Annotated in this window: 8 protein-coding genes; 3 read left to right on the top strand and 5 right to left on the bottom strand. The window is 68.9% G+C overall.

Annotated elements, in window-relative coordinates:
- Window positions 1-101: 101 nt before the first annotated feature.
- Window positions 102-629 carry a hypothetical protein gene (locus IAE58_RS17370; RefSeq protein ID WP_199934391.1) on the bottom strand — a complete coding sequence of 176 codons (528 nt, stop codon included), beginning with the start codon at window positions 627-629 and terminating at the stop codon, window positions 102-104.
- A 5-nt stretch (window positions 630-634) separates the two neighbouring features.
- Window positions 635-3,073: a penicillin-binding protein 1B gene (gene mrcB, locus IAE58_RS17365; RefSeq protein WP_199934390.1), complete on the bottom strand. Its 2,439-nt coding sequence runs from the start codon at window positions 3,071-3,073 to the stop codon at window positions 635-637.
- A 95-nt stretch (window positions 3,074-3,168) separates the two neighbouring features.
- Between mrcB and IAE58_RS17360 the strand changes: the two genes are divergently transcribed.
- On the top strand, window positions 3,169-5,268 hold the full coding sequence (locus tag IAE58_RS17360) for a glycosyltransferase (protein WP_199934389.1): 2,100 nt from the start codon (window positions 3,169-3,171) through the stop codon (window positions 5,266-5,268).
- Here IAE58_RS17360 and IAE58_RS17355 read toward each other — a convergent pair.
- Together IAE58_RS17355 and IAE58_RS17350 are read right to left on the bottom strand one after the other, a co-directional pair.
- Window positions 5,265-6,830, bottom strand: a complete 1,566-nt coding sequence (locus tag IAE58_RS17355) for a hypothetical protein (RefSeq protein ID WP_199934388.1) — start codon at window positions 6,828-6,830, stop codon at window positions 5,265-5,267. The two genes, IAE58_RS17360 and IAE58_RS17355, sit on opposite strands and share 4 nt — an antisense overlap.
- Window positions 6,831-6,860: 30 nt before the next feature.
- Window positions 6,861-9,017: a bifunctional (p)ppGpp synthetase/guanosine-3',5'-bis(diphosphate) 3'-pyrophosphohydrolase gene (locus IAE58_RS17350; protein ID WP_108772105.1), complete on the bottom strand. Its 2,157-nt coding sequence runs from the start codon at window positions 9,015-9,017 to the stop codon at window positions 6,861-6,863.
- Window positions 9,018-9,149: 132 nt separating this feature from the next.
- Here IAE58_RS17350 and IAE58_RS17345 point away from each other — a divergent pair, with 132 nt between their 5' ends.
- On the top strand, window positions 9,150-9,689 hold the full coding sequence (locus IAE58_RS17345; RefSeq protein WP_199934387.1) for a hypothetical protein: 540 nt from the start codon (window positions 9,150-9,152) through the stop codon (window positions 9,687-9,689).
- 33 nt (window positions 9,690-9,722) lie between these two features.
- On the opposite strand, the gene hrpA is transcribed toward IAE58_RS17345, so the two are convergent.
- Window positions 9,723-13,805 carry an ATP-dependent RNA helicase HrpA gene (gene hrpA / locus IAE58_RS17340; RefSeq protein ID WP_199934386.1) on the bottom strand — a complete coding sequence of 1,361 codons (4,083 nt, stop codon included), beginning with the start codon at window positions 13,803-13,805 and terminating at the stop codon, window positions 9,723-9,725.
- A gap of 86 nt (window positions 13,806-13,891) precedes the next feature.
- Here hrpA and IAE58_RS17335 point away from each other — a divergent pair, with 86 nt between their 5' ends.
- The gene (locus IAE58_RS17335) at window positions 13,892-14,440 is read left to right on the top strand and encodes a Dps family protein (protein WP_199934385.1); all 549 of its coding nucleotides are present in this window, start codon (window positions 13,892-13,894) and stop codon (window positions 14,438-14,440) included.
- Window positions 14,441-14,639 lie beyond the last annotated feature (199 nt).

Below are 14,639 nucleotides of genomic sequence, written 5' to 3'. Positions count from 1 at the left end.
GCGCAACCCCCCCGCCCGGCCAACCCTCAGCGTCAGTCGACTAACAGTCGACTCTACCGCCCGCCAGCCAGCCACGAGGGGCTGCGCCGTTGGCTGGAAACTCAGTACCGCTTGATCCCCGGCACGGTGCAGCCTTCCAGCTGCGCATGCGCCGATACCGCGTTTTCCTTCTCGCCACGCGCCAGCCGTGCCTGCTCAATGGTCGCCCAGTGGCGCCGGCACAGCGGCCCGGTCTTCGACCCCAGGTCCACCGCCTTGCGCGCGAACGTCTCTGCCTCGCCCCACTGGCCCTGCAGCAACGCGATCTCGGCACGTTCCTGCAGCACCGACGGGTCGCCGGCCACGATCTGCAGCGCCTGGTCCAGGCTGCCGGCCGCAGCGGCCAGATCATTGCCCTGGCGCTGTGCCAACGCCGCCTGGCGCAGGTCTTCCACCTGCGAATCACGCAGCGGCTGCACCGACAGTTCCTTGTCGTCCGGGCCCGCAGCCGCATCCACGGCGGCCAGACGCTGCGCCGGGGTGGTGGTGTCCACCGGCTTGACCACCTGCGGCGCACTGCTCATGCAGGCCGCCAGGGCAAGGCTGAGGGTGGCCACGGCCACCGGCGCATACAGGGTTCGAAGGTTCATCGGAATCACCGGCTGGGGGAAGGAGTCGTGGCGGCCGGGGCAGCGGCCGGTTCGGCAGGCGGGTCGGGCTTGCGGTCCAGGCCGAACCAGCTGCGCCAGCCGCCACCTTCGCTTTCGCCGCCCTGCTCTTCGGGCACGCTGGCCGGCGCACAGGGCGCGTAGGCCGGGGCATAGCCCACCACGAACGGGAAACGACGCGCGCCGGGGCAGCCTTCATCGGTGCTGTTGGTACCGGTGGCGGCCACCGGCTGCCAGTCCAGCCCCTTGTTGCTGACCTTCAGCGGGGCACTGGGCAGGCGCTGGAAGATGCCAGACCACACCCGCATGGCGCCGGTGGCACCGTACAGGCCGGCCTGCTCGTTCTTGTCGTTGCCCATCCAGATCACCGCCAGGTGGTCACCGGTGTAACCGGCATACCAGCTGTCGCGGCCATCGTTGGTGGTGCCGGTCTTGCCGGCCGGCTGCAGGCGGCCCAGGCCGTCGGCATTCAGGCGCTGGGCCGTGCCGCTGGCCACCACCTGCTGCAGGCCGATGCTGATCAGGTTGGCGGCAATCGAATCGCCTTCCTGCGCCGGCGCCGGTGTCTTGTCATAGCGCTTGAGCAGCTTGCCCTGCGGGTCCAGCACGCCACGCACGGCGTGCAGCGGCTGGATCTCGCCGCCCGAGGCCAGGAACTGGTACAGCTGGGCCATGGCGTAGGGGCTCTGGTCGGTCGAGCCCAGGATGACCGCCGGGTTGGCCTCGGCCTTCAGGCCGGCCAGCACGTGGATCAGCTGGGTCACCCGTTCCGGCCCCACCTGCATGCCCACGCGCACGGTGGCCTGGTTGTAGGAATGGGCCAGCGCGTCGATCAGGCGCACCGTGCCATGGCTGCGGTTGTCAGCGTTGCCGGGGCTCCAGTTGCGGCCACGACCCAGTTGCACGGTCACCGGTGAATCATCCACCCAGGTCGCCAGCGAATAGCGGTCCGGCTGGGCCAGCGCCAGCAGATAGACGAACGGCTTCAGCAACGAACCCACCGGACGCTGTGCCTCGATGGCGCGGTTGAAGCCGACCTCGGACACCTCGCGGCTGCCGATCACGGCCAGCACGTCGCCGTTGTGCACGTCGGTCAGCACCATGCCGGCCTGCAGTTCCGGGCGGCGCTTGCTTTCCAGCGATTTGATGGTGCGCGTCACTGCACCCTCGGCATAGGCCTGGGCCGACGGTGACATGCCGGTCATCACGCTCAGCCCGGCGCCCTGCAGGGCCGCTTCGGGGTAATCGTGGCCCAGCTGGCGGCGCACCAGATCCACGTACGCCGGGAAGCGGTTGGCCGCCACCAAGCCGGGCGTCTTCGGCACGCCCAGCGGCGCCTTCAGCGCACGCTGGTACTCGGCATCGTCGATCAGCGCCGCCTCGTGCAGCTTGCCCAGCACGAAGTTGCGGCGGTCCAGCGCGCGTTCCGGGTTGCGCCGCGGGTCGTAGTACGACGGGCCCTTCACCAGGCCGATCAGCAGCGCCACCTGTTCGGTTTCCAGCGACGACAGATCGCGGCCGAACCAGAATTCCGCGCCCGAGGACATGCCGTGGATCGCCTGGCTGCCGCGCTGGCCCAGGTACACCTGGTTCAGGTAGGCCTCGAAGATGGTGCGCTTGTCGTAGCGCGCTTCCATGATGAGCGCGTACAGCACTTCATTGAACTTGCGGGTGACGGTCTGTTCCTTGCCGATGCCCAGCAGGCCGCTGCGGGCCAGCTGCTGGGTAAGCGTGGAAGCACCCTGGCGACTCTGCCCGCCGGAACGGATCGTGACCCACACGGCACGGGCAATGCCGGAAAGATCGATGCCGTGGTGGCGGTTGAAGTCCTTGTCCTCCACCGCCTGCAGGCCGGTCACCAGCAGGTCGGGCGCTTCATCCATGCGTACCAGGCGCCGCTCTTCCTGCTTCTGCCCGTACAGGGTGGCGATACGCGCCGGGTCCAGGCGCGCGGCCTTCAGCGCCTTGCGGCTGTCGGCGTCGCGCAGCGCGGCGATGGTGCCGCCGGACAGGGTCAGTTCCACCCGGCGCGGTGCTACGCGGCCATCCACATCGTTGTAGCCGCGGCTGGAAATGGTGAAGCGACCGCCCTGCACCGCGTAGGTGGCCGGCTCCTTGCCCTGGCCGTCATCGCGGTAGGCCGAGGCCGCCAGTTCGGTCTTCAGGGTGGCCGCGTCCATCGCCTTGCCGGGCACCACGACCAGCGGGCGCGCGTACACACGCGTGGGAATCTGCCAGCGCAGTTCACCGAAACGCTGGGTCACCTGTTGGTTCAGGTACAGCGTGTACGGAATCAGGAAGCCCAGGCCCAGTGCGAAGGCGGCCATGCTCCAAGTGATCAGGCGGCTGCGCCAGGAGGGGCCGTCACCGGTCGGGGTGTCATCGTCGAGATCGTCGATGTCGTCGGAATCGTAGCGTCGGGGCACGGGAATGCGACAATGTAGGGTCTGGCGAGTCTACCCCAGCCGCTGTGGCTGGCGAATTCCCGCCGATTCCCTGCTTAAGCTGGAGTTGTTACCGGATGGCGATGTCCCTGGCCGAATGGCGCTACCTGCTGAACCGCCTGACCGGCCTGGCGCAGCGCAGTCTGGCCAGTCTGCGTACCCGCGGCTGGCGGGCCACCTGGCAGCGCATCCGCGTGCACACCCAGCGCGCCGTGCCGGCGCCGCGTACGCCGCTGTACCTGCCCGCAGCGCAGGCCTTCGCGCCGTTCAGCGTTCCCAGCAGCGATGCCCCACAGGTCAGCATCGTCATTCCCGTCTACAACCATGTGCAGCACACCCTGGCCTGCCTACGCGCACTGGCCGCGCACCCACCGGCGGTGCCCTGCGAGATCCTGGTGGTCGATGACGGCAGCAGCGACCAGACCACGCAGTGGATGCCCCGCATCAGCGGCCTGCGCTACGAAGTGCGCGCGCAGAACGGTGGCTTCATCGAAGCCTGCAACGACGGCGTGTCGCGTGCACGCGGCGACCATGTGGTGCTGCTGAACAACGACACCGTGCCGCAGCCCGGCTGGCTGGAGGCACTGCTGGACACCTTCCACAGCGTGCCCGACGCGGGCCTGGTGGGCAGCCAACTGCTCTACCCGGATGGCCGCCTGCAGGAATCGGGCGGGGTGATCTTCCGCGACGGCAGTGGCTGGAGCTACGGCCGCTTCGAAGCCGCCGACGATCCGCGCTTCGCCAGCCTGCGCGATGTCGACTACTGCTCGGGTGCCGCGTTGATGCTGCCGCGCGCCCTGTGGCAGCAGCTGGGCGGCTTCGATACCCGCTACAAGCCGGCCTACTACGAAGACACCGACCTGGCCTTCCGCGTGCGTGCGCAGGGCCTGCGCGTGCTGGTGCAACCGGCCAGCCGCGTGGTGCATGACGAAGGCACCAGCAACGGCACCGACACCGGCAGCGGGGTGAAGGCCTACCAGGTGCGCAACCAGGGCATTTTTGCCAGCAAGTGGGCCGCTGAACTGGCCACGCACCCTGCGGTGGGCGAGGTGCCCTCGCCGGCCCTGCTGCTGCGCGGTCGCCGCCAGGTGCTGATCCTGGATGAAGAAGTGCCCCGCCCCGAGCGCGATTCCGGCTCGCTGCGGCAGATGAACCTGATCCGCCTGCTGCTGCAGGGCGGCGCCCACGTGGTGTTCGTGCCGACCCGGCGCGAGCATGCCGGCGAGGCCACCGAAGCCCTGCAGCGGATGGGCGTGGAAGTCTGGTATGCGCCGTTCCTGGAAGGCGTGGCCGGCTGGCTGCGTACCCACGGCGCACGATTCGATGTGGTGATGCTGGTGCGCCACCACGTCGCCAACGCCTGCCTGCCACTGGTCAAGCGCTACGCACCGCAGGCACGCACCGTGTTCGACACGGTCGACCTGCACTACCTGCGCGAACGCCGCGGTGCCGAAGTGGCCGGCGATGCCGGACTGCTGCGCAACGCAGAACGCACCCGCGCCAGCGAACTGGCGGTGATGGACCAGTGTGACGTGACGGTGCTGGTCAGCGCCGCCGAGCGCGAGCAGCTGAAGGCCGATGCGCCGCAGGTGCAGGTGGAACTGATTTCCAACCTGCACGAAGTCGCCGGTGGCGGCGCGCCTTGGGCCCAGCGCCGCGATCTGGTTTTCGTGGGCGGGTTTGGTCATCCGCCGAACCTGGATGCCATGGAGTGGTTCATCGGTGACGTGTTTTCCATTCTGCGCGCGCGGTTGCCGCAGGTGCAGCTGCACGTGATCGGTGCCAGCGCCCCGGACAGCCTGAAGGCGCTGGCAGCCACCCAGCCGGGCGTGCAGATGCACGGCTTCGTCGAGGACATCACCCCGTACATGAACGGTGCGCGCATCGCCATCGCGCCGCTGCGCTTCGGCGCCGGGGTGAAGGGCAAGATCAACCTGAGCATGGCGCACGGCCAGCCCGTGGTCGGCACTACCTGCGCAGTGGAGGGCATGCACCTGCAGGCCGGTCGCGACGTACTTGTGGCCGACACCGCCGAAGCCTTTGCCGACGCCGCCGCGCGCCTGTACCAGGACCCGCAGCTGTGGCAGCAGTTGTCCGATGCGGGGCTGGACAATGTCGCCCGGCATTTCTCGCTGGATGCCGCGCGCGCCACCGTGCAGCGCGTGTTCTTCAGCTAGTCCGCCTGGCCACCGGCCTGGCGCAGCCGCTGTTCGAAGGCGGCCAGTTCAGGCAGGTCCGGTTGCAGCCGCCGCACCTGCTCGACTGCGCCGGCAGCGAACTGCACATCGCCGCGCCCCAGGCGTTCGCTGCCAATCGCCAGCCAGCGCTGGGCCAAGCGCACCCGCGCGCCGGGCAAGGCCGATGCGGTGGGCGCCAGGGTCTGCCACGCCTGCAGGCAGGCCCCGGCAGCCTGCACGCGGTTCTGCCGCAGGTTGTCGTCGAAGCAGCGCTGGCTGGCCGGCAGCAGCCGTGCCGCCGCCGCTTTCACGCGTGGATCGCGCGGCGCCAGTGACTGCGCCTCGCGCAATGCATCGTAGGCACTGTGCCCCGGCGGGCTGATCCACTGCTGCGCACGTTCAGCGCGTTCGATCCGGGCCAGATGCCCACGCAGCAGGCGCTCGCGCTGCGCACGCCCCTGCCCCGGCTGCTGCAGCGCCTGTTCGGCCTGGCGGGCGCGCTGGACGCGTTGCAGGTCCTGCTGCAGGGCCAGTGGCGAAGCGCCCAGCGCCGTGGCCAGGCCGCGATCATGTTCGGCGGCCTGGAACTGGAAATCTTCGGCATGGCGCTGGCTTCGCAGCAGCAGCGCCTGCAGGGTCTGCTCGCGACCACGGATCGCCGCGGCATCATCAGCGGTCACCGCCAGCACGGCCAGGAAACCCTCGGCAGCGGCATCCAGCTGCTGCCGCTGCAGCGCACGCTGTGCCTGCCGCAGGCGTTGCTCGGTGGCCTGGGCCAGTGCCTCCTGGGTGGCTGGCAGGTCCGAATGCCCGGGATCGAAACGGCGCGCCCGCTGCACGGTGTCCGACGCGGCGGCCAACGCGCCCTGCCCGGCCTGCACGCGCGCTTCCTGCAACAGATCGCTCAGCGCATCTTCGCGCCCTTCCAGCGCCGACAGATTGTCCGGCTGCAAGGCCAGCACCCGCTGGAACAGCGGCAGTGCGCTGTTTTCGCCCTCGTCCAGGCGCCCCGCCGCGAAGGCATTGCGGGCCTGCGCCAGCAGCGCGCCGACGCCGGCTCCGGCACGCCGCCGCGCCAGCAGCTGCTGCGCCACGGCGTCGGTCTGCGCCTGTGGCACCTGCAGTTCGCGGGCCAGCGCCAGCAGCTGCGTACAACCGTCCAGATCACCGGCCTGCAGCCGCTCACGGGCCTGCTGCAGCGCAGCCGCACCGGTCTGCGCCAGCCCCTGCCGCGCCAACGGGCGGTCGCCATCGAGCGCCAGCACCGCCTGGTAGCGCTCGCGTGCGCCACTGCCGTCGGCCGCTGTCAGGCGCCCGGCAGCCAGCGCGCGGTCGCCCTCGGCCAGCAACTGCTCGATCTGCGAATCATCCCAGAACCAGTCGGCCAACGGCCTGCGCACCAGCACCAGCAGCAGGAACACCGCCACGGCCGCCAGCAGCGCCCAGCGCCACACCCGGCGTGCATGCCGGGCCTGCAGCCACCACCAGCGCCCCTCGCGACGGACACGGTCCAGCGCCGGGTGCGCCGTGCCGTGTGCGGGGTGCGGGGGCTCGCGTTCCATGCGTGCAGGGTAGCCGGGGCGCCGTGAAGCTCAGCCCAGACGACGCGCCTCGCTCACGCCCGGCAGCGCATCCAGCTTGCCCAGCAGGTTGGACAGCTGGCCGTAGTCGGTCACCTTCAGGCGCAGCCGCAGATGCGCACGGCCGCTGTTGCGCACGTTGTCACTGTGGATATCCAGCACGTAGGCATCTTCCTGCGCGATCAGGTTGGTGATGTCCTTCAGCAGCCAGCGGCGATCCACCGCATCGACCACCACGTCCACCTCGTAGCCACCGCCGGCCTGGCCCCATTCCACCGGCAGGATCCGCTGCGGACTGGTCGCGGCCAGTCGGGCCAGCGCCGCGCAGTCGGCGCGGTGCACGGTCACGCCCCGGCTGCGGGTCAGGTAACCGACGATGGGTTCGCCGGCCACCGGCTGGCAGCAACGGGCCAGCTGCACCAGCAGGTTGCCCACGCCCTGCACGGTGAACTTGGATTTGCCCAGGTTTTCCCGGCGCGCGGTCGGCCGCGGCAGGGCCGGCGCCGGGGCCGGCTGGCTGGCCGCACGTTCGGCTTCCAGCAATGCACGGCTGACCTGGTTGGGCCCGGTATCGCCCAGCGCCACCTGGATGTACAGATCATCCACGCTGTCGGCATGGAATTTCTTCGCCGCGCCGGCCAGGTCGGCATGCTGCAGGCCCAGCCGCTTCAGTTCGCGCTCCAGCAGCTCGCGCCCGGCATGCACGTTGCGCGCCCGGTCCAGCTTGTGGAACCAGCTGCGCACCTTTTCGCGCGAGCGGTTGCTGGCCAGGAAGCCCAGCGCAGGCATCAGCCAGTCACGGCGCGGGTCGGCCTCCTTGCCGGTGAGGATCTCGACACGGTCGCCGCTACGCAGCCGGTAGGTCAGCGGCACGATGCGGCCGTTGACCTTCGCGCCACGGCAGCGGTGCCCGACCATGGTGTGCACCTGGTAGGCGAAATCCAGCGGCGTGGCGCCCTGCGGCAGGTCCAGCACTTCATCCTTCGGGCTGAGCGCATAGACCCGGTCTTCGGTCAGTTCGGCATCCAGCGCCCCGGCCAGTTCATTGCCCTGGCCATCCTGCGCCTGCTCCAGCAACTGGCGCATCCAGGTGATCTTGCGGTCGAAGGCCTTTTCCGCGCCCTTGCCGCCTTCCTTGTACTTCCAGTGTGCGGCCACGCCCAGTTCGGCCTGGGCGTGCATGTCGTGGGTGCGGATCTGCACTTCGATCGTGCGCCCTTCCGGGCCGACCACGGCGGTATGCAGTGAACGGTAGTCGTTGGCCTTGGGCCGGGCGATGTAATCGTCGAACTCGCTGGGCACCGGTGCCCACAGTGCATGCACCACGCCCAGCGCGGCGTAGCAGGCGGCCACGTCGTCCACCATCACCCGCACCGCGCGGATGTCATACAACTGGTCGAAGGCCAGCCGCTTCTTCTGCATCTTCCGCCAGATGCTGTAGATGTGTTTCGGGCGGCCGCTGACTTCGGCCTGCAGGCCCTGCGCCGCCAGTTCGCGCGACAGCACCTTCTTCACGTTTTCCACGTAGCGCTCGCGGGCGATACGGGTCTCGTCCACCTCGCGCGCAATGCGGCGGTAGGTGTCCGGCTCCAGGTGACGGAACGCCAGGTCTTCCAGTTCCCACTTCAACTGCCAGATGCCCAGCCGGTTGGCCAGCGGCGCATGGATGTCGCGGGTCAGCTGGGCCAGCGCACGGCGCTGCGGTTCGTCCAGCTTGTCGGCCGCGCGCATGCGCGCCAACTGCCGGGCCAGCAGGATCGGCACCACCCGCAGGTCGCGGATGATGGCCAGCAGCAGACGGCGCAGGCCTTCGCTGTTGCGGCCCGCTTCGCGGCCGGCGTGCAGCGCCCACACCGGATCGGCCGCGTCCTGGCCGTCCAGCAGCCCGGCCACGGCCGTGGCATGGTTGCCCAGCGGCAACGCGTCCAGGTGCTCGCGCAGGGCCGGCAGATCGAACAACAGGGCGGCCAGCACCACGCTCTCATCCGAAGTGAGCATGGCCAGCGCATCCAGGGTGTCACCCAGCACCGACCAGTTCGCGCGCATGGACGGCTCTGCGTCCGCGCCCGGCCATCGCTCGCGCAGGGCCTGGCGCAGCGGGGCCGGCAGCACCGCTGCAGAGGGACGGTTCAACAAGGCATCCAGGCCGGGGACAGAAGCGCGGTTCACAGCATCGAACGTTGGACAATGAGACCTCTACACTAGCGCCAGCACCGTTCAGGAACAATCGCCGCGCTGCGCATGACCGGGCATGAACACATGCCGTTACACTCGCGGTCATCCAAAACGAGAGTCCCGCCCATGGTTTCCCGCCCTCTTCCCCGTGCACGGCTGCATCTGTTGGCCAGCGCTGCGCTGCTGCTGGCCCTGTCCACCCCTGCGCTGGCCCAGCGCGTGGTGGACGGCGACCTGCAGCAGCAGATGAGCCCGGCCGAGTTCCAGGCCGCCGGCCTGGACAAGCTGTCCGCTACCGAACTGGCGTCGCTGAACCGCTGGCTGCAGGGCAAGGTGGAAGCGGCCACCACCCAGGCCGTGGCCGCCGTGCGCGAAGAGGCCCGCGAGGAAGGCCGCCAGGAAGTGATCGTGAAGAACCGCGGGTTCTTCGATTTCGGCAGCAAGGAACCGATCAACGCCACCCTGCAGGGCGAGTTCCGTGGCTTCGGCAAGGGCCGGGTCTACGCACTGGACAACGGCCAGCAGTGGGAACAGATCGATGCCAGCAGCGTGAGCGGCGTGCGCAAGCAGAACCCGAACGTCAGCATCAGCCCCGGCATGATGGGCGTGTGGTACATGAAGGTCGAAGGCGTGAACACCCAGCCCAAGGTGCGCCGTACCAAGTGACGGCAGCGCCGGGCCTGGCCCGGCGCTCGCGGATTACAGCTGGCGCAATGCGGTTACCCGCTGCGCCAGCTTCTTGGCTGAAATGCCGGTGCGTGCGCCCAGCTCCTGCGCGAACAGGGAAACACGCAGCTCTTCCAGATCCCAGCGCAGGGCCTGCCATTGCGGGCGCTCGCGCAGTCCCTGCTCCTCGCCGGTGCGCAACGCCTCCAGGAACGGATGCAGTTCCAGCATGCGTGCCTGGTCGCGCGGCGGATCGCGCTTGGCGCGTTCGGTGCGCAGGATCATCGCTTTCAGGTAGCGCGGGTACTGGGCCAGTGCATCGGCCGGCGTATCGCGCAGGAAGCCAGGGTGGATCAGGCCCACCAGCTGCGCTTCCATGTCATCCAGGTTGCCGCGCGCCCAGCCCATCAGCGGCGCCTCCAGCAGCGGCTTCAGTTCACCCACCAGGCCCAGGATGGTCTCGGCCAGTTTCAGCCGCTGCATCGCCTCGCCAAACAGCGCCTTGGCCACCTGCTCGCGTCGCTGCTCGAACGCGCCGGCATCGCGGATGCCGCCCAGACCCTCGGCCAACACCGCGTTCATCGCCGCATCCACCAGATCACCACGCAGGCGTTCCTGCGATTCAATGGCGGCGTACAGCAGGCCGGTCTTGGCGCCTACCGGCAACTGCTTGCGGGCCTGCTTCACCTTGTCCGACAGGGCGATTTCCAGCAAGCGGCGCACGCCCAGCGGATGCGCGTCCTCGGCCTGCTGGCGGTCGGCGAAGATGCGCAGCGCCACGCTGTCCCCTTCATCCAGCAGCGCCGGGTAGGCCGGCACGCCGGCTTCACCGGGCACCTGCAACGGGATCGGTGTGGACGGGAAGCTGCGCAGGCCGTCGGCCGCCATCTCGCGCCCGGCGCGTGCAGCAAAGGCGTCGCCGGCACGGCTGCCGAACTTCGCGCGCAGCGCGTCCAGGTCACGCGAACTTGCCAGTACCTTGCCCTGCTCATCGCGCAGCCGCAGGTTCATGTGCAGGTGCGGCTCGATCGAGGCGGGCTCGAAATCGGTGGCTGCCACCTGGGCGCCAGTGGCACGCGACAGGAAACGCGCCAGCTCACCGGTGATCGCATCGGCGCTGGGCTGCGGGAATGCTTCGAAGAATGCCCGGGCGAAATCCGGTGCGGGCACATAGTTGCGGCGCATGGCCTTGGGCAGGCTGCGGATCAGCGCGGCGGCCTTGTCGGCCACGAAGCCCGGCGCCAGCCAGCCCAGCTGCACCGGGTCCAGCGCGTTCAACAGGTGCAGCGGCACGTCCAGGGTTACGCCGTCGTCGTCGCTGCCCGGCTCGAAGCGGTAGTGCAGCGGCAGCCGCGCCTGGCCCAGCGCCAGATACTTGGGATAGCGCTCCTGTTCGCTGCCTTCGCCGGGCAACAGGTCGACCAGCGACCAGTGCAGGCCCTTGCGCTGTTCCGGCGGCAGGGTTTTCCACCACGCATCCAGGCCGGATGCCGAATGGATCTGCGGCGGCACGCGGTCCAGGTACCAGCGCGCCTGCCAGTCCTCGTCGGCCACGATACCGGCGCGGCGCAGCTTGGCCTCTTCCTCGCGCGCCTGTTCCAGCACCTTGTGGTTGTCGGCCACGAAACTGGCGCGGGTGTTGATTTCGCCGGTCACCAGTGCCTGGCGCACGAAGATGTCATGCGCCTCGCCCGGTTCGATGCGGCCGTAGTGCACCGGCTTCTTCGGGGCCAGCACCAGGCCGAACAGGCTGATCTGTTCCGAGGCCAGCACCTGGCCCTGCGCGCGCGACCAGTGCGGGTCGAAGTGCTTGCGCAGCAGCAGGTGCGGCAGTTCGGCAATCACCCAGTCCGGCTCGATGGCCGCCAGGGTCATGCCCCAGACCTTCTGCGTGTCCAGCAGGTTGGCCGCCAGCAGCCACGGCGGCGGGCGCTTGGACAGCGCCGAACCCGGGAACGGCAGGAAGCGGCGCTGGCGCGGCGCCTGGAAATCGCCCTTGTCGGTACGGTGGCCCACCTGCGTGGGCAGGCCGGCGATCAACGCACGGTGCAGGGTCTGGTAGGCGGCCGCGCGCACACGCTCGCTGAAGCCACCGCCGGCAGGCACTTCATCCTTCTGCGCACGCGCCGCCACCGGTGCCGGCGCGGCCTCGGTCTTGCCTTCGCGGGCCAGGCGCGCAGCGCGGTGCAACTGGCCACGGGTGGCCTTCACTGCGGCCGCGTCGTCACGCGCCGGGGCCGGCGCACTGCTGCCGGCCAGCAGCGGTGCCATCGAGGCCTCGGTGGTTTCTTCCTTCCAGCCCAGTTCCTCGCACAGCAGGCGCAGCTGGCGATGCAGCTCGCGCCACTCGCGCATGCGCAGGAAGCCCAGGAAATGGCGGCCGCACCAGTCGCGCAGTTTCGATTGGGTCAGGTCTTCGTGGGCCGTGCGGTAGCCATCCCACAGGCGCAGCACGCCCACGAATTCAGAGCGCCCATCGGCGAACTGCGCGTGCGCGCTGTCAGCCGCACCGCGCGCTTCGGGCGGGCGTTCGCGCGGGTCCTGGATGCCCAGGAACGAGGCGATCACCAGCATCGGCCGCAGGCAACCTGCCGCCTGCGCGGCCACCAGCATGCGCGCCAGCTTCACGTCCACCGGCAGGCGTGCCATCTGCTTGCCGATGGTGGTCATGCGCCGCTCGACATCGATGGCACCCAGTTCGGTCAGCTGCTGCCAGCCATCGGCCACCGCGCGCTCGTCCGGCGCTTCCAGGAACGGGAAGTCCTCGATGCGGCCCAGGCCCAGCTGCAGCATGCGCAGGATCACCCCGGCCAAGCTGGAGCGGCGGATTTCCGGATCGGTGAACTCCGGCCGTGCCTGGAAATCGGCTTCGGCATACAGGCGGTAGCAGATGCCCTCGGCAATACGACCGCAACGGCCCTTGCGCTGGTTGGCACTGGCCTGCGAGATCGGCTCGATATGCAGGCGGTCCAGCTTGTTGCGCGGGCTGTAGCGCTTGACCCGGGCGAAGCCCGGATCGACCACGTAACGGATGCGCGGCACCGTCAGCGAGGTCTCGGCCACGTTGGTGGCCAGCACGATGCGCCGGTTCGGGCCCGGGTTGAACACCCGGTCCTGGTCCTGGTTGGACAGTCGCGCGTACAGCGGCAGCACCTCGGTATTGCGGTACTTGCGGCGCTCCAGCGACTGGTGCGCATCGCGGATCTCGCGCTCGCCGGGCAGGAAGATCAGCACGTCGCCCCGCGCATCCAGGCGGGTAATCTCGTCGATGGCCGACACGATGGCGTCGTTCACCGTGCGCTCGCCCTCCTGCTCGCCCTCGCCTTCCAGCGCGCGGTAGCGCACTTCCACCGGGAAGGTGCGCCCTTCCACGCTGATCACCGGCGCATTGTCGAAGTGCTGGGCGAAGCGTTCGGTATCGATGGTGGCCGAGGTGACGATCAGCTTCAGGTCCGGGCGCTTGCGCAGCAACTGCTTCAGGTAGCCCAGCAGGAAGTCGATGTTGAGGCTGCGTTCGTGCGCCTCGTCCACGATGATCGTGTCGTAGTTCGACAGCCAGCGGTCACTGGCGATCTCCGCCAGCAGGATGCCGTCGGTCATGAACTTGATGCGGCTGTCTTCGCTGACCTTGTCGTTGAAGCGCACCTGGTAGCCGACCAACTGGCCCAGTTCGCTGTGCAGTTCCTGCGCCACGCGGCTGGCCACCGCACGTGCGGCAATCCGTCGCGGCTGGGTGCAGCCGATCATGCCGGCCTGGCCACGGCCGGCAGCCAGGCACAGCTTCGGCAGCTGGGTGGTCTTGCCCGAACCGGTTTCGCCGGCGATCACTACCACCTGGTGGTCGCGGATCAGGCCGATGATCGCCTCGGCTTCACGCGCAATCGGCAGCTGCGGGTCCAGCGTAATGGATGGCTGCTGCTGCGCCCGTTGCTGGCGGCGCTGCACCGATGCCTGCAGGGCCTGCTCGAACGTGGCGGCCAGGGCCGCATCTTCGGGCTTGGCCTGGCAACGCGACAGCATGCCCAGCAGACGGCCCCGGTCGCGGCTCATGGCGCCATCGATGGCGGCGCGCTGTTGGCGCAGGCGGGGCGGCGGATTTTTATTGATAGCGTTCATCAATCGGTTCGTTCAAAACTTTGAAAGCGACCAGTCATCACGACTGATTTACTGTGAAGGCCAACGATTCCACAAGGAGGAACCCCATGGCGAAGACCAAGAGCACGACCAAGCCCACGACCGGCAAGCAGAAGCTTGCGGCGGCGGCGCCGTCGGCACCCAACATCGATATCGGGATCACCCAGGGCAACCGCAAGAAGATCGCCGACGGTCTGTCGCGGTTCCAGGCCGATGCGTTCACGCTCTACCTGAAGACCCACAACTTCCATTGGAACGTGACCGGGTCGATGTTCAACTCGCTGCACACCATGTTCGAGACGCAGTACACCGAGCAGTGGGCGGCGCTGGACGATGTGGCCGAGCGTATCCGTGCGTTGGGTTTCAATGCCCCGGGCTCCTACCGGGAATTTGCTGCGCTGACCTCGATCGCCGAGGAGCCGGGCCTGACCGACAGTGCGGACTGGCGTGAAATGGTACGCCAGTTGGTGGTCGCCAACGAAGCGGTCTGCCGTACGGCGCGTGAAGTGCTGGATGTGGCCGACGATGCCGACGACGCCCCGACCGAGGATCTGATGACCCAGCGCCTGCAGACCCACGAAAAATACGCCTGGATGCTGCGCTCCCTCCTCCAGTAAGGGTTTGGGGGTTTTGCGGCAGGGCTTGCAGCCCTGCCCCCCTGTAGAGTCGAGCCATGCTCGACTGAAGCAACGTCGAAGGCGGGTTTCCTGTGGGTTGGCGGGGTGGGTCCGGTTGAGGGGGACGCCGTAAATACGTCCCTGTGGGCTCGGTCGCGCCATCCATGGCGCTCACGCCCCCGCAACCGGACCCACCCCG

Origin of the sequence: Stenotrophomonas sp. S49, assembly GCF_016624905.1 — a bacterium.
Classification (GTDB): domain Bacteria; phylum Pseudomonadota; class Gammaproteobacteria; order Xanthomonadales; family Xanthomonadaceae; genus Stenotrophomonas.
The sequence above is the reverse complement of the archived record's forward strand: the minus strand, read 5'-3'. Positions and strand labels throughout refer to the sequence as shown.